Raw genomic sequence first — 24,489 nt, 5'->3', positions numbered from 1 at the left:
CACGCGTCGATGGCGACCGCCGTATCCATTCTTCCAGCGCAGCAACTGGCGACGCTGGAGGACGCCTATCGCAAGTCCGTCGCACGCAAGCGGTTGAAGGCCGCGCTGGCAACGGCGGCATTCTGCGCGGTGCTGGTGATCGCGGCGTTCGGCGCGGAAGTGAACCTGCGCACGCTGTTCACCTATTTCGGCAATTTCGTCAGCTATTTCGATCGCATCCTGACGCTGGATTCCGGCGCGCGGGTCTGGACCGATCCCGCCGAATGGTTCTGGGGTTGGCATAAGTGGCTGAAGATGCTCGGCGAGACGATCCTGATCAGCTATGTCGGCACGCTGACGGGTGCGGTGCTCGCCTTCGCGCTCAATTTCTTCGCGGCCCAGAATACGTCGCCGGGCCCATGGGTACGTTTCACGATCCGCCGCCTGCTGGAATTCGCGCGCACCGTTCCCGGCATCGTGTTCGCGCTGATCTTCGTGATCGCGTTCGGCCTCGGGCCGATGGCCGGCATGCTGGCGATCGCGATCCACACCACCGGGGCGCTCGGCAAGCTGTTCGCCGAGATCGTCGAGAATGCCGACATGAAGCCGGTCGAGGGCATCCGCTCCACCGGCGCGAGCTGGCTGTCCTGCATGCGCTTTGCCGTGCTGCCGCAGGTCTCGGCCGGCTATGCCAGCTATGCGCTGCTGCGCTTCGAGATCAACGTCCGCGAGGCGTCGGTGATGGGCTTCGTCGGCGCCGGCGGCATCGGCCAGGAGCTGGTGGTCGCGATCCGCAAGTTCTACTATTCCGACGTCAGCGCCATCCTCATCACCATCATCGTCACCGTCTTCATCATCGACATCTCGACCGGCTGGCTGCGCGGCCGGCTGTTCGGCAAGGAGACCCGTCGATGAGCCAGATGCCGAGGCCGGACACCACGGAACTGCGCGCGAAGTACCCCGACGTCTTCGAACGTCCCGCATCGGCACGGTTGGCGATGCCGGCCATGATCGCGGCGGCGCTCGCGATCTTCGTGTTCGGACTGGTTGATCTCGATTTCTCGCCGTCCAGGCTGATCGCGGGCCTCGGCCAGCTCGGCTGGATCACCATGCTGATGCTCCCGCCGAATCCGGGCTCGTCGTTCCCGCTCTACATGCAGGCGCTCGGCGAGACGCTGTCGATCGCGGTGCTCGGCACCACGCTTGCCGCGCTGCTGGCGCTGCCGGTCAGCCTGCTGGCGGCGCGCAACATCATCCCCTCGAACCTGATCCGCTTTCCGGTGCGCCGCTTCCTGGACTCGATCCGCGGCGTCGATACGCTGATCTGGGCGCTGGTCTGGATCAACGTCGTCGGTCTCGGCCCGTTCGCCGGTGTGCTCGCGATCATGGTGTCGGACTTCGGCGCGTTTGGAAAGCTGTTCTCGGAGGCGATCGAGGCGGCGGATCGCAAGCAGGTCGAGGGCATCCGCGCGTCCGGCGGCAACGCGCTGCACGAGATCCGCTTCGGCCTGCTGCCGCAGGTGCTGCCCGTGATCGCCGGGCAGGTGCTCTACTTCATCGAGTCGAACACCCGTTCGGCCACCATCATCGGCATCGTCGGCGCCGGCGGCATCGGGCTGCAGCTCGCCGAGCAGATCCGCGTGCTGGAGTGGCAGAAGGTGTCGTTCCTGATCCTGATGATCCTGATCGCGGTCGCCGCGATCGACTTCATCTCGAGCAAGCTGCGCTTTGCGATCATCGGCCAGCGCGCCGTGGTGTAGCTTCTCTTTCGCCTCTCCCGCGCGCGGGGGGAGGCCGGAATTTTCGCGCAGCGCAAATTCCGGGTGAGGGGGACTCACAGCTTCCAGGATTCGCGGAGACAGCCCCTCACCCCAACCCTGTCCCCGCAAGAGCGGGGCGAGGGAGCAGAAGCACGTCAGCCGTTCTCGACCAGAAACTCGACGCGCTCGGCGGCGAAGCGCGAGCGCTTGGTCACCAGCGGCTGGTCCAGCATGTCGACGTCAGTGGCGTCGACCACCAGCACCGGCCGTCCCAGCGGCAGGTCGAGCCGCGCGGCGTCGGTCGCATCGACGATCGCCGCGGTGATGCGGGTCGAGGCGCGATGGTAGTCCTTGACGCCGTAATGTCCGAGCAGCTTCGTCATCGAGCGGACGTTGGCGAACACGCTGCCGGCATCGGGAAACCGCTCGGCCGACAGCCAGGTGGTGGAAACGCAGATCGGCGTCCGGTCGGCGAGCCGCACCGCTTCGATCCGGATCAGCGGCGCACCGATCTTCAGCCCCAGCTCGCGTGCGATCTCGCGATTGGCGGTGTCGCTGCTCGCATCGATCAGCTGGCCGCGCGGCTCGTGGCCGCCGGCGCCGACGATCTCGGAAAACCGCGTGCGTGAGCGCAAGGGATAGGCGAGGCGCTGGGCTTCGACATAGGTGCCGCTGCCGCGTTCCGCGCGCACCAGGCCGCGCTCGGCCAATGCGGCGAGCGCCCGCCGCACGGTGTGGCGGTTGACCCGGTACGTCTCGGCGATCTCCATCTCGCCGGGCAGCTTTTCGCCGGCGGCGAAGCGGCCGTCAGCGATGCCGCGCTCGATGCCGTCGGCGACCTGCCGCCACAAGGCGACGCCGGAACTTTCCTGCATGCTCATGGCGCGGTGATACCAGAAATCCTTGGTTTGTCACGAAACAGTCATGGCGCTCCGCTATCAAGTTGTCTAGTATCATAGACAACTTGATGCAAGCAAGGTTGCCCAAAGGTTTGCCCATGAGTTCGACCATGAGTTCGACCGGACCAAACAGCAAACAGGCCCAGCGCAAGGCCGCGATGACGGTGCTGGCGCACGCCGCCGCTGCTGACATCGCCGGCAGGCTGGCGGCGGTCGCGTTGCCCGCGCATGAGAACCTGCGCGAGCCGGAAAACGGCCTTGTGATGATGCGCGGGCGGATCGGCGGCGACGGTGCGCCGTTCAATCTCGGCGAGGCGACGGTGTCGCGCGCGGCGGTGCGGCTTGCGACCGGCGAGGTCGGCTTCGGCTACACGCTCGGCCGCGACGCGCGGAAGGCGCAGATGATCGCACTGTGCGACGCCATGGTGCAGTCGGCGGAGCTGTCCGGCGAGGTGGAGGCCAAGGTGATCGCGCCGCTGCGCGTCGCCATGAACGCCGAACGCGGCCGCAAGGCGGCGGAAACCGCGGCGACGCGGGTCGATTTCTACACGATGGTGCGCGGTGAGGGATGATGCAATGACGACGATTGCCGAAATGCCCGCGGGCTTTGCCGACAAGGTGCTGTCGGCGCAGTCGACTTTCCGTTCCGTGATGGATGCGATGGCGCGCCCGGGCAGCGTGCAGCGCGTCGCCGCGAGCGTCGGAACACCGGCCGGCATGATGCGCGGCTCGGCCGCGATCGCGCTGACGCTGTTCGATCACGACACGCCGATCTGGCTCGATGGCGCGATGTCGGCGACGCCTGACGTCGCCCGCTGGCTGAAGTTTCACGCCAGCGCACCGGTGATCACCGATTCCTCGATCGCGAGCTTCGCTTTGATCGGCGATGCCGCGAGCCTGCCGGCGCTCGATCGCTTCGCATTCGGCAGCAGCGAAAATCCTGACCGGTCGACAACACTGATCCTGCAGGTCGACAGCCTGACGCAGGGGCCGGCCTTCGAGCTGAAGGGGCCGGGCATCGACGGCAGCGCCGTGCTGCAGGCGATGCTCAAGCCGCGCGACCTGTTCCAGCGGCTTGCGATCAACGAAGCCCTGTTCCCGCGCGGCATCGATGTCGTGCTGGTCCATGACGATGCCATTGTGGCGATCCCGCGCACCACGCGGCTGATCGCAAGCGGAGTGTGAGCGATGTATGTAGCCGTCAAGGGAGGCGAGCGCGCCATCGAGAACGCCCATCAGCTGCTCGCGCATGAGCGGCGCGGCGACCGCGACGTACCCGAGGTGACGCTGGCACAGATCTCCGAGCAGCTCGCGCTCGGCGTCGACCGCGTGATGACCGAAGGTTCGCTCTACGACCGCGAGCTCGCGGCGCTCGCGATCAAGCAGGCGCGCGGCGACATGATCGAGGCGATCTTCCTGGTCCGTGCCTTCCGCGCCACGCTGCCGCGCTTTGGCGCCACCGAGCCGGTCAACACCGGCGAGATGCAGGTGCGGCGGCGGATCTCCTCGACCTTCAAGGACGTTCCGGGCGGCCAGATCCTGGGGCCGACCTTCGACTACACCCATCGCCTGCTCGATCCGCAGCTCGCGGAAGGCTTTGTGCCGGAGCAGCCGGCAACCGCGGACGCCTCGCAGGCAGCCACGCCGCGGGTGACCGACATTCTCGGCCGCGATGGCCTGATCGAATCCTCGCCGCAGGCAGATAGCGACACGCCGGTCGGCGACCTAACGCGCGAGCCGCTGAGCTTTCCGGTCGACCGCGATTTGCGGCTGCAGAATCTGGCGCGCGGCGACGAGGGCTTCCTGCTCGCGCTCGGCTACTCGACGCAGCGCGGCTACGGCCGCAATCACCCGTTCGCCGGCGAGATCCGCTTCGGCGAGGTCGAGGTCGAGTTCTTCGCCGAGGACGCGGGCTTTGCCGTGCCGCTCGGCTCGATCGAATTGACCGAGTGCCAGATGGTCAACCAGTTCAAGGGCTCGACCACCGAGGCGCCGTGCTTCACCCGCGGCTATGGCCTCGCCTTCGGGCAGAGCGAGCGCAAGACCATGTCGATGGCGCTGGTCGATCGCGCGCTGCGTGCGCGTGAGCTCGGCGAGGAGGCGGCGGCGCCGGCGCAGGACGAGGAGTTCGTGATGTCGCACTCCGACAATGTCCAGTCGACCGGCTTCGTCGAGCACCTCAAGCTGCCGCACTATGTCGACTTCCAGTCCGAGCTCGGCCTGTTGCGCAAGCTGCGGCAGGAGTTCGCGGAAGCCAACGAAGCGGTGGAAATGCAGGAGGCCGCGGAATGAACGCGCCGACGTACAATTTCGCCTATCTCGACGAGCAGACCAAGCGCATGATCCGCCGCGCGATCCTCAAGGCGATCGCGATCCCCGGCTATCAGGTGCCGTTTGCGAGCCGCGAGATGCCGATGCCCTATGGCTGGGGCACCGGGGGCGTGCAGGTGACGGCCGCGATCCTCGGTCCCGACGACGTGCTGAAGGTGATCGACCAGGGCTCGGACGACACCACCAACGCGATCTCGATCCGCAAGTTCTTCGGCAAGACCGCGGGTGTCGCGACCACGACCTCGACCACGGACGCGACCGTGATCCAGACCCGGCACCGCATTCCCGAGGCGTCGCTGCATGCCGGACAGGTGCTGGTCTATCAGGTGCCGATCCCCGAGCCGCTGCGCTTCCTCGAGCCGCGCGAGACCGAGACGCGGCGCATGCACGCGCTCGCCGAATACGGGCTGATGCACGTCAAGCTCTACGAGGACATCGCGCGCTTCGGCCATATCGCCACCGCCTACGCCTATCCGGTGAAGGTCAACGCGCGCTACGTGATGGACCCGTCGCCGACACCGAAATTCGACAATCCGAAGATGGACAATTGCGCGGCGCTGCAGCTGTTCGGCGCCGGCCGCGAGAAGCGCATCTACGCGATCCCGCCCTACACCACGGTGGTCTCGCTGGATTTCGAGGATCATCCGTTCACGCGCTACCGCTTCAACGCGCCCTGCGCGCTGTGCGGCGCCGACAACTCCTATCTCGACGAGATCGTCACCGACGACAAGGGCGGGCGGATGTTCGTCTGCTCCGATACCGACTTCTGCGAGCAGCGCCAGGCCGCCGGCCATCACGGCACCGAGAGCGCGGCGCCGCACAAGGAGAAGGCGCATGTCTGAGCTCTCGAGCCTCGACAACGATCAGCCGTTGCTGGTAGCCGAGGGGCTTGCAAAGAATTACGGCCGGCTTGCCGCCTGCCGCGACGTCTCGTTCGCGCTCTATCCCGGCGAGGTGCTGGCGATCGTCGGCGAGTCCGGCTCGGGCAAGTCGACGCTGCTGCAGCTGCTCTCGGCGCAGCTCGCGCCGAGCGCGGGCCGGGTGTGCTACCGGATGCGCGACGGCGTGCTGCGCGATCTCGCTGAACTCGGCGAGGCCGAGCGGCGCTTCCTGTTCCGCACCGACTGGGGCTTCGTGCACCAGGACCCGGCGCAGGGGCTGCGCATGGGCGTCTCGGCCGGCGCCAATGTCGGCGAGCGGCTGATGGCGGTCGGCTGGAATCATTACGGCCGCATCCGCGACACCGCGTCGACCTGGCTGGAGCGGGTCGAGATCGATACCGGCCGCGTCGACGACGCGCCGAAGACCTATTCCGGCGGCATGCGGCAGCGGCTGCAGATCGCCCGCAACCTCGTGACCGAGCCGCGGCTGGTGTTCATGGACGAGCCGACCGGCGGCCTCGACGTCTCGGTGCAGGCGCGTTTGCTCGACCTGATGCGCAACCTCGTCAGCGAGCTCGGGCTCGCCGCGATCGTCGTGACCCACGATCTGGCGGTGGCGCGGTTGCTCTCGCATCGCGTGATGGTGATGAAGGGCGGGCGCGTCATCGAGACCGGCCTGACCGACCAGGTGCTCGACGATCCGCGCGAGCCCTATACGCAGCTGCTCGTTTCCTCGATTCTTCCGCCATGAGCGTGCCAATGACCGCGATGATCGAACTTGCCAACGCCGAGAAGACCTTCACCATGCATCTGCAGGGCGGCGTCGAACTGCCCGTGGTGCGCGGCGTCTCGTTCCACGCCGACCCGGGTGAGTGCGTGGTGCTGTCGGGCCCGTCGGGCGCCGGCAAATCCTCCATCCTGAAGATGATCTTCGGCAACTATCGCTGCGACAGCGGCCGGATCGGCATCCGCCATCACGGCAAGGTTGTCGACCTCGCCACCGCCGAGCCGCGCCAGGTGCTGAGCATCCGCCGCTCGACCATCGGCTATGTCAGCCAGTTCCTGCGCGCCGTGCCGCGGGTGGCGACGATCGACGTCGTCGCCGAGCCCTTGATCGTCAACGGCGTGGCGCGCGAGGAGGCCCGCGCGCGCGCCGGCCAGCTGCTGCGCCGGCTCAACATTCCGGAGCGACTGTGGACCTTGCCGCCCTCGACCTTCTCCGGGGGCGAGCAGCAGCGCGTCAACATCGCGCGCGGCTTCATCTCGGACCTGCCGATCCTCCTGCTGGACGAGCCGACCGCTTCGCTCGATGCGGCGAATCGTGCAGTGGTGGTCGAGCTGATCGCGGAGAAGAAAACCAAGGGCGTCGCGATGGTCGCCATTGTCCATGACGACGAAATCCGCCATCTGATCGCCGACCGTATCGTCGATGTGACCTCGTTCGCCGCTGCTGCCTGAAGGACCGTTTGAAATGACCGCCAAGCAAGACACCATCATCGGCAACGCCCGGCTGGTCCTCGCCGATCGCGTGATCGAGCAGGGCTGGGTCGCGATTGCTGATGGAAAGATCGCCGAGTTCGGCGAGGGCAGGGCGCCCGAGGCCGCCGAGGATGCCGGCGGCGACCTCCTGATGCCCGGGCTGATCGAGCTGCACACCGACCATCTCGAGATGCACTATGTGCCGCGGCCGAAGGTGTTCTGGAATCCGGTCGCAGCCGTGATCTCCTATGACGGGCAGCTCGCGACCTCAGGCATCACCACGGTGCTGGATTCGCTGCGGGTCTGGCGCGAGGACGGCGCCGAGGATGTCGACGGCCGCGCCGGCGTGTTGGCGGCGGCGATCGCATCGGCGCGCGAGGAGAATCTGCTGCGCGCCGATCACTTCCTGCATCTGCGCTGCGAGGTCCCGATGCCGGACGTGGTCGCCGAGGCCAAGGAACTGATCGACCGGCCGGACGTGCGGCTGATGTCGCTGATGGACCACACGCCGGGCCAGCGCCAGTTCCGCGACGAGGTGAAGCTGCGCGATTACTATCGCGGCAAGGGCGGCGGCATGACCGACGCCCAGCTCGACGTGCTGTTCGCGCGGCGCTTCGCCTATCAGAAGGAATATGCGGTGGCGAACACCCGCGCGATCGTCGCGCTGGCGCATGAATACAGGATCCCGCTGGCGAGCCATGACGACACCACCGACGAGAACGTGGTCGACGCCGTCAGCGACAAGGTCGCGGTCGCGGAGTTCCCGACCACGATGGAAGCTGCGCGCGGCTTGCACGCCGCCGGCATCGACATCCTGATGGGCGCGCCGAACGTGGTGCGCGGCGGCTCGCACTCCGGCAACATTGCGGCCGTCGATCTCGCCAATGAGGGCATGCTCGATATCCTGTCGTCGGACTACATCCCGTCCAGCCTGCTGATGGCGGCGCTGCAATTGCCGCGGCATGTGCCGGCGATCGATCTTGCTTCCGCCGTGCGCACCGTGACCAAGACGCCGGCCGAAGCGGTCGGGCTCACCGACCGCGGCGAGATCGCGGTCGGCCGGCGCGCTGACCTGATCCGCGTGCATGTCGCGCGCGATCTGCCTGTCGTGCGCAGCGTCTGGCGCGAAGGAGGGAGGGTCGCATGACCGTTGCATCCGTCGTCGCCGACCGGCGCGCCGGAATCGGCCCCGGCCGGCTGATCCTGGTGGTCGGCCCGAGCGGCGCCGGCAAGGATACGCTGCTGGGGTTCGCCAAAGCGGCCTGTGGCGATGATCGCGATGTCGTGTTTCCGCGCCGGCTGATCACCCGCCAGGCCTCGGCGTCGGAGGACAATGAGGAGGTCAGCGCGGAGAGCTTCCAGCGCGCGGTAGCCGCCGGCGACTACGCCATGCACTGGGAAGCGCACGGCCATCGCTACGCGCTGTCGCGGTCGATCAACGACGATATCGGCGCCGGACGCACCGTAATCGCGAACGTCTCGCGCACCGTGATCGCGGCGGCGCGCCGCAACTATGCCAACGCTGTCGTGGTGCTGGTCACGGCGCCGCCGGATGTGCTGGCCGCGCGGCTCGCAATGCGGGCGCGCAGCAGCGACGGTCTTCTCGAGCAGCGGCTGGCCCGCACCGTCGACGAGAGCACGTCGACGCCCGATTTCACCATCGTCAATTCCGGCACCGCCGACTATCATGCGCGACAGCTTGTCCGCATCATCAAAGGCGAACGCTGGGACGAATAGCAACCAAAGGAGAACGGCACGAATGTCGGTGATCGAAACGGTCGAGCAACTTGAGGCGATCTACGGCTTCCCGAACGACGCGTCGACCGTGAAGGTCGCCGATCACGTGACGCCGCTCTATCGTGTGCTCATCGAGAAATCGCCGTTCGTGTCGCTTGCGACCGCAGGCCCCGAAGGGCTCGATTGCTCGCCGCGCGGCGACCTGCCGGGCTTCGTGCGCATCCATGATGCGAAGACGCTGATGATGCCGGATCGCCGCGGCAACAATCGCTGCGATTCGCTGCGCAACATCGTCCGCGATCCCCGCGTCGGGCTGCTGTTCCTGATTCCGGGCTCGGGCAGCACGCTGCGCGTGAACGGCCGCGCCTATGTCACGGCCGAACCGGAGCTGCTCGCCTCCTTCATGATGGAAGGCAAGGCGCCGCGCACGGTGATCGTGATGACCGTGGATGAAATCTACTTCCAGTGCGCCCGCGCGATCGTGCGCTCCGATCTCTGGAATCCGGACAAGCGGGTCGATCCGAAGGTTTTGCCGACGCCGGGCCAGATCCTCGCCGAGATGAGCGAGCACACGGTCGGCGGCGAAAAATACGATCGGGAATGGCCGGAGCGCGCGCGACAGACGATGTGGTGACGCGCCCGGACGGCTGGCAAGCATGATCCGGAAAAGTGCGAAGCGGTTTTCCCTGCGACAAACGCGAAGCGTTTGCGCGGAGATCATGCTCAAACAGAAGCGCTATGGCGCGCTGACGATTGAACCCATCGCGCTTTAGGCTTCAGCCCGGTCTTCCCAGTCCTCCCAGGTCACGTCAGCATTGATCTCGAGGTAGCGCGCAACGGCAACGCCGATGGTCGGGAAGAAATTGTCCTCGCCAAGCTGCGCCAGCAGGCCGAATTTCTTCAGCTTGTCCTTGACGGGGTCCTTGAGCTCGGCAAAGCACAGCTCGATCTCCTGTGCGTGCAACGCCTCGTCGAGCTCGGCGAGAACATCGCCCGCGGTTACGTCCACGCTGGTGACCGGCTCGGCCGTGACCACCAGCCAGCGCACCGCCGTCGGGGATTTTGCCACGGCGTCCAGCGCGCGTTCCTTGAAGAACTCGGCATTGGCAAAGAACAGCGGCGCATCCCACCGGAACAGCACCAGCCCGGGGATCTGGCGCGCATCCGGGTATCGCGTGATGTCGTGATAGCCCTTCACGCCGGAGGCGCGGCCCAGCACGGCGGAATGCGGCCGCCAGCCGTCCCACAGGAATTCGACGATGGCGAGCACGATGGCGAGGCCTATTCCGGGAATCACCCCCAGCACGGCCACGCCGACGAAGCAGACCATCGATAGCCAGAACTCCCACTGCTGAATGCGGTAGATTCGCCTGAGGTCGCCGATCTCAAACAGGCCGAGCGCAGCGGCAATGACGACGGCCGCCAATGCTGCGTTGGGCAAGTGCTGCAGCAAATTGGGCGCTATCAGCAGCAGGAAGGCGATGGCCAGCGCGCCGATGACGCTGGTCAATTGCGTGCGCGCCCCGGCAGCTTCCGCAACGGGCGTTCGCGATCCGCTGCTGCTGATCGGAAAACCCTGAAAGAAGCCGGCCGCCAGATTGGCCGCGCCGAGCCCCACCATCTCCTGGTTGGGATCAACGCGATCGCCCAATCGTCCCGCATAGGCGCGCGACAGGACGCTGGTATCGGCGAACGACACCAGCGCGACGGCGCAGCCGCCGATCAGCACCTGCACGATGTCGCCATAGCCGATCCGGGGAATGGCGAATCCCGGCAGGCCCTGGGGAAGCGAACCCAGGACCGTCACGCCGAAGCGTGCGCCGAGGTCGAGGACCCCGGTGACGACCGTCGCTGCGACGACGGCAATCAGAATGCCGGGCAACCGCTTGTTCCGGGCGAGCAGCAGGATCACCGCCAGCGTCGCAAGGCCGATCCCGAGTGTAGCCCAATTCGTCTTTCCTTCGACGATTGCTCCGATGACCGCCCAGAGGCTGCGCAGAGGTCCATCGCCTTCAATAGAAAAGCCGAACAGCTTTGGCAGCTGGCTGATCAGCACGGTCAGGGCAATGCCGTTCATGTAGCCGTAGCGGATCGGTTTGGAGAGAAGCTCGGTCAGGAATCCCAGCCGCGCGATACCCGCGACGATGCATATCGTCCCGGAGACGACCGCCATCATGGCGGCCAAGGTTGCCGCACGCATCGGATCGCCGGCCGACAGCGGAACGACGACGCCGAGGATGATGGCCGCAAGCGCCGAGTCCGGCCCAAGGACAAGGATGCGGCTCGGCCCGAACAGCGCGTAGACGAGCAGCGGGATGATCGTCGCATAGAGCCCGTAGATGCCGGGCAGGCCGGACGCTTCCGCATAGGCGATGCCGACCGGGACCAGCATGGTCGCGAGCACCAGCCCGGCGACGATGTCGTGTGGAAGCCACGCCGCTTGATATCGACGCAGCGTGGTGAGACCTGGCAGCCAGCCGGTCCAATGCTTCATCGCCGGTCACTCCCAACGTCGTTGGGGTCGCAGGCGCTTGACGTGAACCGCTCTACCCCTTCAACCGCTCTACCCCTTCGCCTGCTCATCAAACGCCTTCAGCGACACCGCTGCAATCTCGCGCAGCGCGTTGCGGTCGGCGCCCGAGGAAGCCATCACGCACATGCCTGATGTCACCGCGGAGAGATAGCGGGCAAGGGTGGCGGGATCGGCGTTTTCGCCCAGGTCGCGTTCGGCCTTCGCGCGGACGAAACGCTCATGCAACTGGTCCTCGGTTCGGGTGCGACGCGCTGCCAGTTCAAATGGAACATTCTCCGAGCCGGTGCCGCAGGCAAGGCCGCCCTGCACCAGCAGGCAGCCGGGCGGGTTGGCGGGATCGGTCTGGGCGTCCGCGTGCTCCATCAGAAATCGTTCGGCCACCTCTCGGGCGGTGGACGCGCTCAAAACCTTTTCCATCCAGGCGTCGCGCTTCTCGGTGTAGCGGTCGAGCGCGGCCTTCAGCAGACCCTCCTTGCTGCCAAAGGCGGCATAGAGGCTGGGCGGATTGATATTCATCGCCTCGGTGAGCTGCGCGATCGTCGCGCCCTCGTAACCATGGCGCCAGAACACGTCCATGGCCTGGTCCAAAGCGGCGTCCGCGTCGAAAGCGCGGGGGCGTCCCATTCCCATTTTTCGTTGCTCCGTAAGCCGGGTGCCGTTTCTATGACGGATTGTCCCGGGCTTATCCTCTTGTTGCACGTGATGTTTTTCCGCGACTTCCCATTTCCCCATGAATGAGATAAGAAATTCATAGTGCTCGATACATAAGTATCTTGCGAACCGGCGTCCAGCTCCACATCTGTAGCGAACACTACAGATATCTGGAGCGCGTGAATGCCCTCGTCAATTCAAAATCTCCGTTCCGGCCGCTTCCGACGTGTCGTCGGCGGTATCGTGATCCTTGGCGCCCTCGCGGTGGCCGGTTCGATTGCGACCGGCCACTATTTTCATGCCGCACAGGCGACCGCGACTGCCGCGGCTCCCGAGCCGGCGGTCCCGGTCACCGTTGCCGTGATCCAGCCGCGGCCGACCACGCTGTTCGATGACTTCTCGGGCCGGCTCGAGGCCGTCGACCGGGTTCAGCTCCGGCCGCGGGTGGCTGGCGCGATCCTTTCGACCAACTTCACCGAGGGCGCGCTGGTGAAGTCCGGCGACATCCTGTTCAAGATCGACCCTGCGCCCTACGCCGCCGAGGTCGATCGCGCCCAGGCGCAGCTCGAGGCCGCCAAGGCCCGCGTCGTGTTCACCACGAGCGAAGTCGAGCGCGGCGCGCAGCTGGTTGGCAACAACATCGTGACCAAGCGCGATTTCGACCAGCGCGACAACGCCAACCGCGAGGCAGTCGCTAACGTCAAGGCCGCCGAGGCCGCGCTGCAGACGGCCAAACTCAATCTCGACTACACCGAGGTGCGGGCGCCGGTCGACGGCCGGGTCGGCAGGATCGAGGTCACCGTCGGCAATCTCGTCGCCGCCGGCACCTCCTCGCCGGTCCTGACCTCGCTGGTCTCGGTCAATCCGATCTATGCGAGCTTCGATGCCGACGAGGAAGTCGTGCTGCGCGCACTGAACTCGATCGCGGATGCCTCCGGCAAGCGCGGCGATCTCGACCAGATCCCGGTCGACATGGTGACCTCGGGCGGCCTCGGCGCCAAGGGGCACATCCAGCTGATCGACAACCAGGTCAACGGGCAGAGCGGCACCATCCGCGTCCGCGCCGTGTTCAAGAACGATGACGGCCGGCTGATCCCGGGGCAATTCGCCCGTGTGCGCATGGGCCAGCCCAAGCAGCAAACGCTGGTGCTGATCGACGAGCGCGCCGTCGGCACCGACCAGGACAAGAAGTTCGTCATGCTGGTCGGCGACGACAGCCGCGCTGTCTATCGCTCCATCACGCTTGGCGGCTCGGTCGATGGCCTGCGGATCGTCACCGCCGGCCTGAAATCCGGCGACCGCATCGTCGTCAACGGCCTGCAGCGCGTGCGTCCGGGTGCGCTTCTGAAGATGGAAGTCGCCGAGATGGGCGCGCGCGGCATGCAGCAGGCATCCACTGAAACCAACCAGCACGTCGTGCAGCGCTAGGCGCTGCGCGCGGGGGCGGAGCCATGAATCTCTCAAAATTCTTTATCGACCGGCCGATCTTCGCCGGTGTGCTTTCGATCCTGATCTTCCTGGCCGGCCTGATCTCGCTGCTGGCGATGCCGATCTCGGAATATCCCGACGTGGTGCCGCCCTCAGTCGTGGTGCGCGCAACCTATCCCGGCGCCAATCCGAAGGTGATCGCCGAGACGGTCGCGACCCCGATCGAGGAGCAGATCAACGGCGTCGAAGGCATGCTCTACATGTCGAGCCAGGCGACCACCGACGGCGCGATGACGCTGACGGTGACGTTCCGGCTCGGCACCGACCCCGACAAGGCGACCCAACTGGTGCAGAACCGCGTGCAGCAGGCCGAGCCGCGCCTGCCGGCCGTGGTGCGCCAGCTCGGCATCATCACCAAAAAGAGCTCGCCCGACCTCACCATGGTCGTGCATCTGCTGTCCCCGAACAACCGCTATGACATGACGTATCTGCGCAACTACGCGGTGCTCAACGTCAAGGACCGGCTGGCGCGGATCGACGGCGTCGGCGACGTCCAGCTCTATGGCGCCGGCGACTATTCAATGCGGGTCTGGGTCGATCCGCAGAAGGCCGCCGAGCATTCGCTGACCGCGAGCGACGTCGTACGCGCGATCCAGGCCCAGAACGTCGAGGCTGCCGCCGGCGTGGTCGGCTCCTCGCCCAGCGTCAAGGGCATCGACCTCCAGCTCTCCGTCAACGCCGAGGGACGGCTGTCGACCGAGGAGCAGTTCGGCGACATCGTGGTGAAGACGGGGTCGGCCGGCGAGGTGGTGCGGCTGCGCGACGTCGCGCGGGTCGAGCTCGGCGCCTCCGAATACGGCCTGCGCTCGCTGCTCGACAACAAGCAGGCGGTCGCGATCCCGATCTTCCAGGCGCCGGGGTCGAACGCGCTGGAGATCTCCGACCATGTCCGCGCCACGATGGCCGAGATCAAGAAGAACATGCCGGAAGGCGTGTCCTACCAGATCGTCTACGATCCGACCCAATTCGTGCGTTCGTCGATCGAGGCTGTCATCCACACGCTGCTCGAGGCGGTCGCGCTCGTCGTGCTGGTCGTGATCCTGTTCCTGCAGACCTGGCGCGCCTCGATCATCCCGTTGATCGCAGTCCCGGTGTCGATCGTCGGCACCTTCGCGGTGATGCATGTGTTCGGCTTCTCGATCAACGCGCTCAGCCTGTTCGGCCTGGTGCTCGCGATCGGCATCGTGGTCGACGACGCCATCGTCGTGGTCGAGAACGTCGAGCGCAACATCGAGTCCGGCCTGTCGCCACGCGACGCCACCAACCAGGCGATGCGCGAAGTGTCCGGCCCGATCATCGCGATTGCGCTGGTCCTGATCGCGGTGTTCGTGCCGCTGGCCTTCATCTCCGGTCTCACCGGACAGTTCTACAAGCAGTTCGCGCTGACGATTGCGATCTCGACCGTAATCTCGGCGATCAATTCGCTGACGTTGTCGCCGGCGCTCTCGGCGCTGCTGCTCAAGGGGCATCATGAGCCCAAGGACTGGCTGACCCGGATCATGGAAAGGTCGCTCGGCTGGTTCTTCCGCGGCTTCAACAAGGTCTTCACAAAGTCCTCCGAGAACTACGGCCGCACCGTCACCAAGGTGATCTACGGCAAGGCCGTGGTGATCGGCCTCTATGTGCTGCTGATCGGCCTGACCGGCGTGCTGTTCAAGCAGGTGCCGAGCGGCTTCGTGCCGGGCCAGGACAAGCAGTATCTGGTCGGCTTTGCCCGGCTGCCCGATGGCGCGACGCTCGACCGCACCGAGGAAGTGATCCGCAAGATGAGCGACATCGCGCTGACCCAGCCCGGCGTCGAAAGCTCGGTGGCGTTCCCCGGCCTGTCGATCTCCGGCTTCACCAACTCCTCCAACGCCGGCATCGTGTTCTCGACCTTGAAGCCGTTCGACGAGCGCAAGGATCCCTCGCTCAGCGGTCCGGCGATCGCGGCCGCGCTGAACAAGAAATATGCCGGCATCCAGGACGCCTTCATCGCCATGTTCCCGCCGCCGCCGGTCAACGGCCTCGGCACCATCGGCGGCTTCAAGCTGCAGATCGAGGACCGCGCCGGCCTCGGCTATGAAGCGCTGAACGACGCGACCAAGGCGTTCATGGCGGCGATGCAGAAGGCGCCGGAAATCGCCGGCGTGTTCTCGAGCTTCCAGGTCAACGTGCCGCAGCTGTTCGCCGATATCGACCGCACCAAGGCACTCCAACTGGGCGTGCCCGTGACGGAAGTCTTCAACACGCTGCAGATCTATCTCGGCTCCTACTACGTCAACGACTTCAACAAATTCGGCCGCACCTATTCGGTCTATGTGCAGGCCGATGCGCCGTTCCGCGCGCGTGCCGACGACATCAGGCAGTTGAAGGTGCGCTCGTCGTCGGGCGATATGGTGCCGCTGTCGGCCTTGCTGAAGGTCCGCCAGAGCGCGGGTCCGGAACGCGCGATCCGCTACAACGGCTTCCTGTCGTCGGACATCAACGCGGCTGCCGCGCCGGGCTATTCCTCCGGCCAGGCCCAGGAGGCGGCGACGCGGATCGCGGCCGAAACGCTGCCGCCCGGATTCGCTTTCGAATGGACCGACCTGACCTATCAGGAGTTCATCGCCGGCAATTCCGGAATCTGGGTGTTTCCGCTGGCGATCCTCTTGGTGTTCCTGGTGCTGGCCGCGCTCTATGAGAGCCTGGCGCTGCCGCTCTCGATCATCATGATCGTGCCGATGGGGCTATTGGCCGCGATGTTCGGGGTCTGGCTGTCGAAGGGCGACAACAACGTCTTCACCCAGATCGGCCTGATCGTGCTGGTCGGATTGTCGGCCAAGAACGCCATCCTGATCGTCGAATTCGCGCGCGAGCTCGAATTCGCCGGGCGGTCACCGATCCGTGCCGCGATCGAGGCGAGTCGCTTAAGGTTGCGGCCGATCCTGATGACCTCGATGGCGTTCATCATGGGCGTGCTGCCGCTGGTGCTGTCGACCGGCGCGGGCTCGGAGATGCGGCGCGCGATGGGCGTCGCGGTGTTCTCCGGCATGATCGGCGTCACGGTGTTCGGCCTGTTCCTGACGCCGGTGTTCTACGTGCTGCTGCGCAGCCTCACCGGGATGAAGCCGCTGACGCAGCACGGCGAGACGACCATCCCCGGAAAAGCACACGCGGCATGATGCCGCGTGTGCAGAGCGTTTTCGAGCGAAGTGGATACCGGTTCGCGTGAAGAAAACGCGGCAAGAAAAAAACGAGAGCTTCAGCTTTGATTCAATCAAAACTGAAGCTCTCGTTCGTGTCAGCTTCGAACGGAATCAGGCTGCGATATCGAGCAGCAATTGTGACGAACCGCGGACCAGCACCTTGCGGCCCGCGGGCGTCAGTTCAAACGAATCGCCGCGCACGGCGACATAGCCGAGCGTGATCAGGCTTTCGACGGCGAACCTGTTCAGCCGTGAAGGGTTTGCTGTGGGAGCCCGCAACGCTTTCAGCGCATCCCACTGATCGGGTCTGAGTTCGAATTCTTCGCTCATCGGTCCAGGCACTCCAGAAGTTCTTGGCGTGCGAGATACAGAGCGCAGATGAATTTCGTGCGACCACAACGAGTCAGGATTTCGATTTATGTGGACGCGTCGTCACATCGCCGTGTCATTGGAATACTTCAATTTTTTCGAATCATTGCGGCGCAACAACGCGTGATTTCGTCACAGTGATTAATCCCAAATGTCACACAGGTTAATTGTCTCGATTAACCGCGCCGCACACTTGCGCCGCCATCGACCGGCAACGTGACGCCGGTCACGAAGTTTGCTTCATCGGAGGCGAGAAACAGCGCGGCATTGGCGACGTCCCAGCCGGTGCCCATCTTGTGACGCAGCGGCACCTTGCTGTTACGCTCGGCCTCGACCTCGGCGCGGCTCTTCTTGAATTCGCGAGCGCGCGTGTCCACTGCCATAGGCGTGTTCATCAATCCCGGCAGGATCACGTTTGCGCGAATGCCATATTGCGCATTCTGGTAGGCGAGCTGCTCGGTGAAGGCGATCATCGCCGACTTGGTCGCCTTGTAGGCGACGTAAGGATAGGTCGTGATCGCGGCCATCGACGAGATGTTGATGATCGAGCCGCGCTGCTGCGTGCGCATGATCGGGATCACATGCTTGGCGGCGAGGATGCAGCTCTTCAGATTGATCGCCACGCAGCGATCGAACGCCTCCTCTGATATGTCCAGCAGTTCGGCGTCGCCGCCGGAGAGGCTGACGCCGACATTGTTGTGCAGGATATCGACGCTGCCCCAGCGGCCATATGCGTCAGCCACCATCGCCTTGATGTCGGCATTTTTGGTGACGTCGGCCTTGAAGGCGACTGAGGTCCCGCCCTTGGCCGCGATCAGGTCGACGGTCTCCTGCGCCGATGCCAGATTGTGATCGACGCACAGCACCCTGGCGCCTTCGCGCGCGAAGGTCAGCGCGGTGGCGCGGCCGTTGCCGATGCCCTCGCCGGGGCTTTGGCCGGCACCCACGACGATGGCGACGCGATCTTGCAGGCGCATCTCACTTCACTCCCTGTAGCGGGTACTGCTGCAGTACCTCCTTGTAGTAAGGTTCGTTGTCGATCTGCATGGTGGCGAGCACCCGCACCACGGCGCAGTAGAATGCGATCGTCAGCACGAGGTCGGTCATGTGCTCGTCGGACAGATGTTGCTTGATCTCGGCGAAGGTTGCCTCCGACATCGCGAGCTCGCGCACCATCTCGCGGGCGCCCTTCAGGATCGCCTTTACCAGCGGCTCGAGCTTCGACGGCTGGCCTTTGGTCTCCGCGATCAGGCTCTGGATATCCTCGTCGGTGATGCCGAACTCCTTGCCGATCTTCACATGATGGGTGAATTCGTATTCCGACTGCTCGAGCCAGCCGACCTGCAGGATCGCGAGTTCGCGCAACCTGGGATCGAGCTTGCTCTTGAAGCGGATATAGCCGCCGACGCCGTTGAAAGCGCGCGCCATGTCCGGCGAGTTCACCAGCAGCTTGTGCAGATTGGTATTGCGCTTGAGCATGTCGCGATATTCGGGGGCGACCTGATCGGCTTCGAGATAGGGCAGGCGGGCCATTGTTGTTGTCCTTTTTTCGGCGGCTTGCGGAAGGGGCGGCTGTTGTTTCAGCCGTAGAGGGCTTTGTGCTCGCTGTCGTAGTTGGCGTAGGAATCCTTCATGCTGGCGCCGTTGAGCAGCATCGTTGCGACCACGGCGCTGTCGGTATCGAACACGGTCGAGCGCACCCACATGCTCTCGGTGCGCTTGCTGCCGGAAAGCGCCACGACCTCGCGCTCGACCCAATAGGTCTCGCCGGGGAAGAGCGGCCCGCGCAAAAGACGGATCTCCTGGTCGGCGAACAGCCCGACCGCGGGGCCGCGGACCGGCAGCCGGTCCTCGCGCGCGCGGTACTGGAACAGCACGCTCAGCATCTCCATCGGGATGATGGCGCGGCCCCAGGGATTGTGCTCCAGCGAATAATAGTCCGAGGGCTCGGTGATCACCCTGAGCTTGTCGGCCAGCGAAAACGGATAGAGATCGCCCATGTTCTGGTCGAAATCCATCTTGATCGCCTGCCGCGGCGTCTTCATACCGACCTTGATGTCGGCAAGGATGACGGGATCGGTCAGCGGCTTCAATTCGCCGAGGCGGTGGCTGAGCGCCGTCTCGTTGCCGTCGCCGTCGATCGAGGCGGTGCCGCGCAGGATCTCGGTGCCGTCACGCTTGATCATCCCGATCGTGCAAACGGTCTGGCCCGGCTTCGGCTTCTCGATCTGGGCCTGCACCTCTTCGCCTTCGAACACCGGGTTGCGGTAATGCGCCGAGAGGCAGCCGGTGATGAACCAGGCGCGGCCCCAGATCCGCTCGCACAGCGGCGCGAACTGGCTGAAATGGGTCGGTCCCTCGATCGTGCCGCCGCGGAAGCCGAGCTTCTGCGCGGTTGCATCGTCGTGAATCGAGGCGTGGGAATCGTAGGTCTGGGCCTGCAGCATCTGCTTCGGGCTGCGCCAGGGACCCACCAGCAGATCGCCGTTCTCCACGATTTCCGTCGTGAACGCGGATTCGACTGTAATCATCCTTGGCCTCCCTTTGCGCGCCACCGTTTCAAAGATGCCGGGGTTCGGCAAGCCTTGCAGCGGCAACAAGGCCTCGCATGCGCAACATGAGATATGTGCTGCGGCCATGGAACGGGGCTGTTCATGCATAACAAAATCAGTGCATGCTGATGCATGATCATTTCGGAAGATAATCAGACCGGTTCGGACCGGCGTGGCTGACTGACGGGGAAACTGATGGCGTTGATGGAAGTTGGACTGGACGACAAGTACCGGTTGGATACGAAACGAATCTTCCTCTCCGGTACCCAGGCGCTGGTCCGATTGCCCATGTTGCAGCGCGAACGCGACCGCGCGCACGGGCTGAACACCGCCGGTTTCATCTCCGGTTACCGCGGCTCGCCGCTCGGCATGTACGACCACGCGCTCTGGCGGGCGAAATCCTTCCTCAGGGAACATGACATCGCCTTCGTCCCCGGCCTCAACGAGGATCTGGCGGCGACCGCGGTGTGGGGCAGCCAGCAGGTCGGCATGTTCCCCGGCGCCAAGGTCGATGGCGTGTTCGGCATCTGGTACGGCAAGGGCCCCGGCGTCGATCGTTCGCTCGACGCGCTCAAGCACGCCAATTCCGCCGGCACCTCGCCGAACGGCGGCGTGATCGCGCTGGCCGGCGACGACCATGGCTGCCAGTCCTCCACCCTGGCGCATCAGAGCGAGCAGGTGTTTGCCTCGGCGCTGATGCCGGTGGTCAATCCGGCGACGCTGCAGGACTATCTCGACCTCGGCATCCTCGGCTTCGCGCTGTCGCGCTATTCCGGCTGCTGGGTCGGCTTCAAGGCGATCTCCGAGACCGTGGAGAGCTCGGCCTCGATCGTCAGCGATCCCGATCGCATCAAGATCATCATGCCCGACGATTTCGAGATGCCACTGGGCGGGCTCTCGATCCGCTGGCCGGATCCGCCGCTCGAGGCCGAGCGCAGGCTGCATGGGCCCAAGATGGAGGCGGTCGCGGCCTTCGCCCGCGTCAACCGCTTCGACCGCATCGTGCTGGATTCGAAGCCCGCACGGCTCGGCATCATGGCGACCGGCAAGGCCTATCTCGATCTGCGCCAGGCGCTCGCCGATCTCGGCATCACCGATGCCGATGCGCAGGCGCTCGGGCTGCGCATCTACAAGGTGGCGCTGACCTGGCCGCTCGAAGCGCGCGGCGCGCGCGCCTTCGCCGAGGGCCTGCAGGATGTGCTGGTCGTCGAGGAGAAGCGCGGCTTCATCGAGGACCAGCTGGTCCGCATCCTCTACAACATGGACGCCTCCAAGCGTCCCTCGGTGGTCGGCAAGCGCGACGAGAGCGGCGCTCCCTTGCTGCCGAGCGAGGGCGAGCTGACGCCGACCATGGTCGCCGCCGCCGTGGTGGCGCGGCTGCGCCGGCTCGGTCACCGCAGCCCGCTGCTGGAGCAGCGTTTGGCAAAACTCGAGGCGTTCGATCGCCCCGCCGAGGGCACGGGCACCGCGAAGCTGCAGCGCACGCCGTATTTCTGCTCGGGCTGCCCACACAACTCGTCGACCAAGATCCCCGAGGGCAGCCGCGCGATGGCCGGCATCGGGTGTCACGGCATGGCGCTGTCGGTGCCGAACCGCAACACCCAGACCATCTCGCATATGGGCGCGGAGGGCGTGAGCTGGATCGGGCAGGCGCCGTTCACCAGCGAACAGCACGTGTTCCAGAATCTCGGCGACGGCACCTACACCCATTCCGGCTTGCTGGCGCTGCGTGCGGCGGCCGCGGCCGGCGTCAACATCACCTACAAGATCCTCTACAACGACGCGGTTGCGATGACCGGCGGCCAGCCGGCCGAGGGCGGCTTTACGGTGTCGCAGATCGCACACCAGGTCTGGGCGGAGGGCACCAAGCGGCTCGCGATCGTCTCCGACGATCCCGACAAATATCCCGCCAATTATTTCCCGCCCGGCGCTACCATCCATCATCGCCGCGAGCTCGATGCCTTGCAGCGCACCCTGCGCGAGATCGAGGGCCTCACCGTCCTGATCTACGACCAGACCTGCGCCGCCGAGAAGCGCCGTCGCCGCAAGCGCGGGCTGTTCCCCGATCCGGCCAAGCGCGTCTTCATCAACGAGCGCGTCTGCGAGGGGTGCGGCGACTGCTCGGTGGCGTCGAACTGCGTCTCGGTGCAGCCGCTGGAGACCGAGCTCGGCCGCAAGCGCCGCATCGACCAGTCGAACTGCAACAAGGATTTCTCCTGCATCGAGGGCTTTTGCCCGAGCTTCGTGATGGTGCAGGATCCCAAGCTGCGCAAGGCGGACCGAACCGCCGCCGATCCCAAGGCGTTGTTCGCCGATCTGCCGACGCCGCCTGTGGCCGCGTTGAGCAATCCCTACAACATCCTGATCACCGGCATCGGCGGTACCGGTGTGATCACCATCGGCGCGCTGCTCGGCATGGCAGCGCATGTCGAGGGGCTCGCCTGTTCGACGCTCGACTTCACCGGCCTGTCGCAGAAGAACGGCGCGGTCATGAGCCACGTCCGGCTCGCACCCGCCTCCGACATGCTGACCACGGTGCGCATCGCGCCGGGCAACGCCAACCTGATCCTTGGCTGCGACCTCGTCGTCGCCACCAGCGTGCCGGCCCTGAGCCGCGCCGAGCGCGGCGTCACGCGCGCCGTCGTCAACGCCGATCTCCTGCCGACCGCGAGCTTCGTGATCGATCCCGATATCGACTTTGAAGCCAGCTCAATGCGCGATGCGTTGAACGGCGCGGTGACGCCTGGCGATCTCGACATCCTCGATGCCACCGGGCTTGCCACGGCGCTGATGGGCGACAGCATCGCCACCAACGCCTTCATGCTCGGCTTTGCCTTCCAGCGCGGCGCGATCCCGCTGTCGCTGGAAGCGATCCTGAAGGCGATCGAGCTCAACGGCGCTGCGATCGAGATGAACAAGACCGCGTTCTCATGGGGCCGGCTCGCCGCGCATGATCTGCAACGCGTGGTCAGCGCCGCACGCTTCAAGAGCGCCGGCGCCGCGCCGGCAAAGAAGACGCTGGACGAGGCGATCGCGTTCCGCGCCAAATTCCTCACCGACTATCAGGATGCGGCCTACGCCAAGCGCTATCTCGACGACGTCGCGCGCGTCCGCACCGCCGAGGCGGCCGCCGCGCCTGGCTCGCAGGACCTGACCGAAGCCTTCGCAAAGGGCCTGTTCAAGCTGATGGCCTACAAGGACGAATACGAGGTCGCGCGGCTCTATTCCGACGGCGAATTCAGCAAGGCCTTGAGGGAGCAGTTCCAAAGCAATTCCGGCTTGAAGGTCTTGCTGGCGCCGCCGCTGCTGGCCCAGCGCGATCCCGTCACCGGGCGGCTGCAGAAGCGTGAATTTGGTCCGTGGATCTTCACGGCGTTCGGCATGCTCGCAAAGCTGAAGGGCCTGCGCGGCACCGCCTTCGACATCTTCGGCTATACCGCCGAGCGCAAGATGGAGCGCGCATTGCCGGTCGAGTATTCGGCGATGATCCTGCGTCACCTCGACGGCAAGAAGCCGCTCGACTTGCCGCGCCTCGTGGCGCTGGCGAAGGCTGCGGAGCTCGTGCGTGGTTATGGCCACATCAAGGAGGGCAACGTCGCCCGCTACCGCACCGAATGCGCGCGGCTGGAGCGCGCGATCAGCCAGCCGCTGGCGCAGGCGGCGGAGTAGGGGCCGGGGAACTTTCCACGGCCGCCCTGTTTGACCGGTGACCCTGCCTGCAAGCGGTGGCTGGATTCGCACGGCCGAGCCCCTACATGATGGCTGTCTGTTCGAGTGATTTCAGGAGGCCGTTTGATGGTCCTGAAAAACGCTTTTGTTGCAACCGTTTGTACCGCGTGCCTGGCTTGGGGCGGCGTGGCGTTGGCTGACGAGTATCGCCCCAGCGAGTTCTTCAGCCTCGATCTTCCACGCGCAGTGTTGTCGCCGAAGCCGCTTGGCCCGCCGGCGCAGTTCGAGCCCGTTCCGGTCGAGGCGAAGACCGACCATGGCCCCGATCAGCATGCGAATGTCGAGCCGCAGGTCGAGGAGCCGAAAGTCGCGCCGAAGAAAGCCGTGCGGACCACCAGGGTAACCGCACCGCACGAGAAGAAGCGCGCGGAAGCGCGCGTGCCCGCCCGTGCCAAGCTCGCGCGCCGCCACTCGAACCCGCTCGATGCGGAGGCCCGCGACACACGGATTCAGACCTGGCCGTGCCGCACCGGCGGCATCTGCAACTGGCATCGGTGAGGCAGCGCTCTCACGCCTCTGCTTTCTCGAAGTGCGTCAATCCTTGACCCGTCATCCTGAGGTGCGAGCGAAGCGAGCCTCGAAGGATGGATCGGCCACGGACGGGCCGTTCATCCTTCGAGACGCGCGTTCCGCGCTCCTCAGAGCCTGACTGAAAAATGGGTAAGTGATCTCAGTGGGGTGTGATTCCATCGGATTTGCAAAGATTCGAGGGAGAGCACGATGCCCTGGACCAAGATCACTCGGGAGCAATATCGGCGGGACGATCTGCGTTATGCAAGCGATATGACCGATGCGGAGTGGGCGCTGATCAGACGCCTGTTGCCGCGAGCGAACCGGCGCGGCCGGCCGCGTAAGACGGAGCTGCGTCGTGTGATCGAAGCGATCCTCTATATCGTTTCGACCGGCTGCCAGTGGCGGGCGTTGCCGCAGG

The 24,489-nt window shown here is 65.5% G+C and carries 23 protein-coding genes; 16 read left to right on the top strand and 7 right to left on the bottom strand.

The genetic code is table 11. From position 1 onward, the window contains the following. Positions 1 to 9: 9 nt before the first annotated feature. Together phnE (J6525_RS22440) and phnE (J6525_RS22435) are read left to right on the top strand one after the other, a co-directional pair. Entirely contained in the window at positions 10 to 894 is an 885-nt protein-coding gene (gene phnE, locus J6525_RS22440) for a phosphonate ABC transporter, permease protein PhnE (RefSeq protein ID WP_092083652.1), read from the top strand. Continuing rightward, positions 891 to 1,739 carry a phosphonate ABC transporter, permease protein PhnE gene (gene phnE, locus J6525_RS22435; RefSeq protein ID WP_176936949.1) on the top strand — a complete coding sequence of 283 codons (849 nt, stop codon included), beginning with the start codon at positions 891 to 893 and terminating at the stop codon, positions 1,737 to 1,739. Before phnE (J6525_RS22440) ends, phnE (J6525_RS22435) begins: the two co-directional genes overlap by 4 nt. 155 nt (positions 1,740 to 1,894) lie before the next feature. On the opposite strand, the gene phnF is transcribed toward phnE (J6525_RS22435), so the two are convergent. Further along, positions 1,895 to 2,620 (bottom strand): phosphonate metabolism transcriptional regulator PhnF, encoded by a 726-nt coding sequence (gene phnF, locus J6525_RS22430; RefSeq protein ID WP_028334541.1) that lies wholly within the window; start codon positions 2,618 to 2,620, stop codon positions 1,895 to 1,897. Positions 2,621 to 2,748: 128 nt separating this feature from the next. Between phnF and phnG the strand changes: the two genes are divergently transcribed. The 9 genes from phnG to J6525_RS22385 are packed head-to-tail and all read left to right on the top strand — an operon-like array spanning position 2,749 to position 9,700. After that, positions 2,749 to 3,210, top strand: a complete 462-nt coding sequence (phnG, locus tag J6525_RS22425; protein ID WP_225646320.1) for a phosphonate C-P lyase system protein PhnG — start codon at positions 2,749 to 2,751, stop codon at positions 3,208 to 3,210. A 4-nt stretch (positions 3,211 to 3,214) separates the two neighbouring features. Beyond that, a complete protein-coding gene (gene phnH / locus J6525_RS22420) occupies positions 3,215 to 3,823 on the top strand; it encodes a phosphonate C-P lyase system protein PhnH (protein ID WP_225646319.1) in 609 nt (202 codons plus the stop codon). 3 nt (positions 3,824 to 3,826) lie between these two features. Then, positions 3,827 to 4,930 (top strand): carbon-phosphorus lyase complex subunit, encoded by a 1,104-nt coding sequence (locus tag J6525_RS22415; protein ID WP_225646318.1) that lies wholly within the window; start codon positions 3,827 to 3,829, stop codon positions 4,928 to 4,930. Next, complete coding sequence (locus J6525_RS22410; RefSeq protein ID WP_016846424.1) at positions 4,927 to 5,811, top strand: alpha-D-ribose 1-methylphosphonate 5-phosphate C-P-lyase PhnJ; 885 nt, start codon at positions 4,927 to 4,929, stop codon at positions 5,809 to 5,811. Before J6525_RS22415 ends, J6525_RS22410 begins: the two co-directional genes overlap by 4 nt. Next, complete coding sequence (gene phnK, locus J6525_RS22405) at positions 5,804 to 6,601, top strand: phosphonate C-P lyase system protein PhnK (RefSeq protein ID WP_225646317.1); 798 nt, start codon at positions 5,804 to 5,806, stop codon at positions 6,599 to 6,601. The genes J6525_RS22410 and phnK overlap by 8 nt, the downstream gene beginning before the upstream one ends. Before the next feature lie 8 nt (positions 6,602 to 6,609). Further along, positions 6,610 to 7,308, top strand: coding sequence for a phosphonate C-P lyase system protein PhnL (gene phnL, locus J6525_RS22400; protein WP_225646316.1), 699 nt, complete (start codon positions 6,610 to 6,612; stop codon positions 7,306 to 7,308). Positions 7,309 to 7,321: 13 nt separating this feature from the next. Continuing rightward, positions 7,322 to 8,476: an alpha-D-ribose 1-methylphosphonate 5-triphosphate diphosphatase gene (locus J6525_RS22395; RefSeq protein WP_225646315.1), complete on the top strand. Its 1,155-nt coding sequence runs from the start codon at positions 7,322 to 7,324 to the stop codon at positions 8,474 to 8,476. Then, a complete protein-coding gene (gene phnN, locus J6525_RS22390) occupies positions 8,473 to 9,066 on the top strand; it encodes a phosphonate metabolism protein/1,5-bisphosphokinase (PRPP-forming) PhnN (RefSeq protein WP_225646314.1) in 594 nt (197 codons plus the stop codon). Before J6525_RS22395 ends, phnN begins: the two co-directional genes overlap by 4 nt. Before the next feature lie 22 nt (positions 9,067 to 9,088). Beyond that, the gene (locus tag J6525_RS22385) at positions 9,089 to 9,700 is read left to right on the top strand and encodes a pyridoxamine 5'-phosphate oxidase family protein (protein ID WP_225646313.1); all 612 of its coding nucleotides are present in this window, start codon (positions 9,089 to 9,091) and stop codon (positions 9,698 to 9,700) included. 135 nt (positions 9,701 to 9,835) lie between these two features. Here the strand turns inward: J6525_RS22385 and J6525_RS22380 are convergent, their stop codons facing one another. Further along, on the bottom strand, positions 9,836 to 11,560 hold the full coding sequence (locus tag J6525_RS22380) for a SulP family inorganic anion transporter (RefSeq protein ID WP_225646312.1): 1,725 nt from the start codon (positions 11,558 to 11,560) through the stop codon (positions 9,836 to 9,838). Positions 11,561 to 11,629: 69 nt separating this feature from the next. Next, positions 11,630 to 12,229: a TetR/AcrR family transcriptional regulator gene (locus tag J6525_RS22375; RefSeq protein ID WP_225646311.1), complete on the bottom strand. Its 600-nt coding sequence runs from the start codon at positions 12,227 to 12,229 to the stop codon at positions 11,630 to 11,632. Positions 12,230 to 12,433: 204 nt separating this feature from the next. Between J6525_RS22375 and J6525_RS22370 the strand changes: the two genes are divergently transcribed. Both J6525_RS22370 and J6525_RS22365 read left to right on the top strand, forming a co-directional pair. Then, positions 12,434 to 13,678 carry an efflux RND transporter periplasmic adaptor subunit gene (locus J6525_RS22370; protein ID WP_225646310.1) on the top strand — a complete coding sequence of 415 codons (1,245 nt, stop codon included), beginning with the start codon at positions 12,434 to 12,436 and terminating at the stop codon, positions 13,676 to 13,678. Between the two features lie 23 nt (positions 13,679 to 13,701). Then, the gene (locus J6525_RS22365) at positions 13,702 to 16,884 is read left to right on the top strand and encodes an efflux RND transporter permease subunit (RefSeq protein ID WP_225646309.1); all 3,183 of its coding nucleotides are present in this window, start codon (positions 13,702 to 13,704) and stop codon (positions 16,882 to 16,884) included. Between the two features lie 135 nt (positions 16,885 to 17,019). Here J6525_RS22365 and J6525_RS22360 read toward each other — a convergent pair whose 3' ends face one another. The 4 genes from J6525_RS22360 to J6525_RS22345 form a co-directional block, all read right to left on the bottom strand. Then, positions 17,020 to 17,238: a hypothetical protein gene (locus J6525_RS22360; protein ID WP_225646308.1), complete on the bottom strand. Its 219-nt coding sequence runs from the start codon at positions 17,236 to 17,238 to the stop codon at positions 17,020 to 17,022. A gap of 215 nt (positions 17,239 to 17,453) precedes the next feature. After that, positions 17,454 to 18,254, bottom strand: a complete 801-nt coding sequence (locus tag J6525_RS22355) for an SDR family NAD(P)-dependent oxidoreductase (protein WP_225646307.1) — start codon at positions 18,252 to 18,254, stop codon at positions 17,454 to 17,456. A gap of 1 nt (position 18,255) precedes the next feature. Further along, the gene (locus tag J6525_RS22350; protein WP_225646306.1) at positions 18,256 to 18,810 is read right to left on the bottom strand and encodes a carboxymuconolactone decarboxylase family protein; all 555 of its coding nucleotides are present in this window, start codon (positions 18,808 to 18,810) and stop codon (positions 18,256 to 18,258) included. 47 nt (positions 18,811 to 18,857) lie between these two features. Continuing rightward, positions 18,858 to 19,808 (bottom strand): hotdog family protein, encoded by a 951-nt coding sequence (locus J6525_RS22345; protein WP_225646305.1) that lies wholly within the window; start codon positions 19,806 to 19,808, stop codon positions 18,858 to 18,860. Positions 19,809 to 20,024: 216 nt separating this feature from the next. Here J6525_RS22345 and J6525_RS22340 point away from each other — a divergent pair, with 216 nt between their 5' ends. From J6525_RS22340 to J6525_RS22330, 3 genes are all read left to right on the top strand, one after another. Then, a complete protein-coding gene (locus J6525_RS22340; RefSeq protein ID WP_225646304.1) occupies positions 20,025 to 23,498 on the top strand; it encodes an indolepyruvate ferredoxin oxidoreductase family protein in 3,474 nt (1,157 codons plus the stop codon). Between the two features lie 126 nt (positions 23,499 to 23,624). Continuing rightward, entirely contained in the window at positions 23,625 to 24,056 is a 432-nt protein-coding gene (locus J6525_RS22335; RefSeq protein WP_225646303.1) for a hypothetical protein, read from the top strand. Between the two features lie 222 nt (positions 24,057 to 24,278). Then, positions 24,279 to 24,489: transposase (locus J6525_RS22330; protein WP_225642946.1), on the top strand; the 211-nt coding region annotated here is incomplete at its 3' end.

It is taken from the genome of Bradyrhizobium australafricanum, from assembly GCF_020329495.1.
Taxonomy (GTDB): Bacteria; Pseudomonadota; Alphaproteobacteria; order Rhizobiales; family Xanthobacteraceae; genus Bradyrhizobium; species Bradyrhizobium australafricanum.
Note: the sequence above shows the minus strand (reverse complement) of the source record. Positions and strands in the feature narration are given on the sequence as shown.

Coding starts and splice junctions, on each gene's coding strand:
- phnH (WP_225646319.1), top strand. CDS start 3,215: ATGACGACGATTGCCGAAATGCCCGCGGGCTTTGCCGACAAGGTGCTG.
- phnE (WP_092083652.1), top strand. CDS start 10: ATGGCGACCGCCGTATCCATTCTTCCAGCGCAGCAACTGGCGACGCTG.
- J6525_RS22415 (WP_225646318.1), top strand. CDS start 3,827: ATGTATGTAGCCGTCAAGGGAGGCGAGCGCGCCATCGAGAACGCCCAT.
- J6525_RS22345 (WP_225646305.1), bottom strand. CDS start 19,808: ATGATTACAGTCGAATCCGCGTTCACGACGGAAATCGTGGAGAACGGC.
- J6525_RS22355 (WP_225646307.1), bottom strand. CDS start 18,254: ATGCGCCTGCAAGATCGCGTCGCCATCGTCGTGGGTGCCGGCCAAAGC.
- J6525_RS22410 (WP_016846424.1), top strand. CDS start 4,927: ATGAACGCGCCGACGTACAATTTCGCCTATCTCGACGAGCAGACCAAG.
- J6525_RS22360 (WP_225646308.1), bottom strand. CDS start 17,238: ATGAGCGAAGAATTCGAACTCAGACCCGATCAGTGGGATGCGCTGAAA.
- J6525_RS22385 (WP_225646313.1), top strand. CDS start 9,089: ATGTCGGTGATCGAAACGGTCGAGCAACTTGAGGCGATCTACGGCTTC.
- phnG (WP_225646320.1), top strand. CDS start 2,749: ATGAGTTCGACCGGACCAAACAGCAAACAGGCCCAGCGCAAGGCCGCG.
- J6525_RS22340 (WP_225646304.1), top strand. CDS start 20,025: ATGGCGTTGATGGAAGTTGGACTGGACGACAAGTACCGGTTGGATACG.
- phnF (WP_028334541.1), bottom strand. CDS start 2,620: ATGAGCATGCAGGAAAGTTCCGGCGTCGCCTTGTGGCGGCAGGTCGCC.
- J6525_RS22350 (WP_225646306.1), bottom strand. CDS start 18,810: ATGGCCCGCCTGCCCTATCTCGAAGCCGATCAGGTCGCCCCCGAATAT.
- J6525_RS22370 (WP_225646310.1), top strand. CDS start 12,434: ATGCCCTCGTCAATTCAAAATCTCCGTTCCGGCCGCTTCCGACGTGTC.
- J6525_RS22335 (WP_225646303.1), top strand. CDS start 23,625: ATGGTCCTGAAAAACGCTTTTGTTGCAACCGTTTGTACCGCGTGCCTG.
- phnL (WP_225646316.1), top strand. CDS start 6,610: ATGACCGCGATGATCGAACTTGCCAACGCCGAGAAGACCTTCACCATG.
- J6525_RS22395 (WP_225646315.1), top strand. CDS start 7,322: ATGACCGCCAAGCAAGACACCATCATCGGCAACGCCCGGCTGGTCCTC.
- phnN (WP_225646314.1), top strand. CDS start 8,473: ATGACCGTTGCATCCGTCGTCGCCGACCGGCGCGCCGGAATCGGCCCC.
- phnK (WP_225646317.1), top strand. CDS start 5,804: ATGTCTGAGCTCTCGAGCCTCGACAACGATCAGCCGTTGCTGGTAGCC.
- J6525_RS22375 (WP_225646311.1), bottom strand. CDS start 12,229: ATGGGAATGGGACGCCCCCGCGCTTTCGACGCGGACGCCGCTTTGGAC.
- phnE (WP_176936949.1), top strand. CDS start 891: ATGAGCCAGATGCCGAGGCCGGACACCACGGAACTGCGCGCGAAGTAC.
- J6525_RS22380 (WP_225646312.1), bottom strand. CDS start 11,560: ATGAAGCATTGGACCGGCTGGCTGCCAGGTCTCACCACGCTGCGTCGA.
- J6525_RS22365 (WP_225646309.1), top strand. CDS start 13,702: ATGAATCTCTCAAAATTCTTTATCGACCGGCCGATCTTCGCCGGTGTG.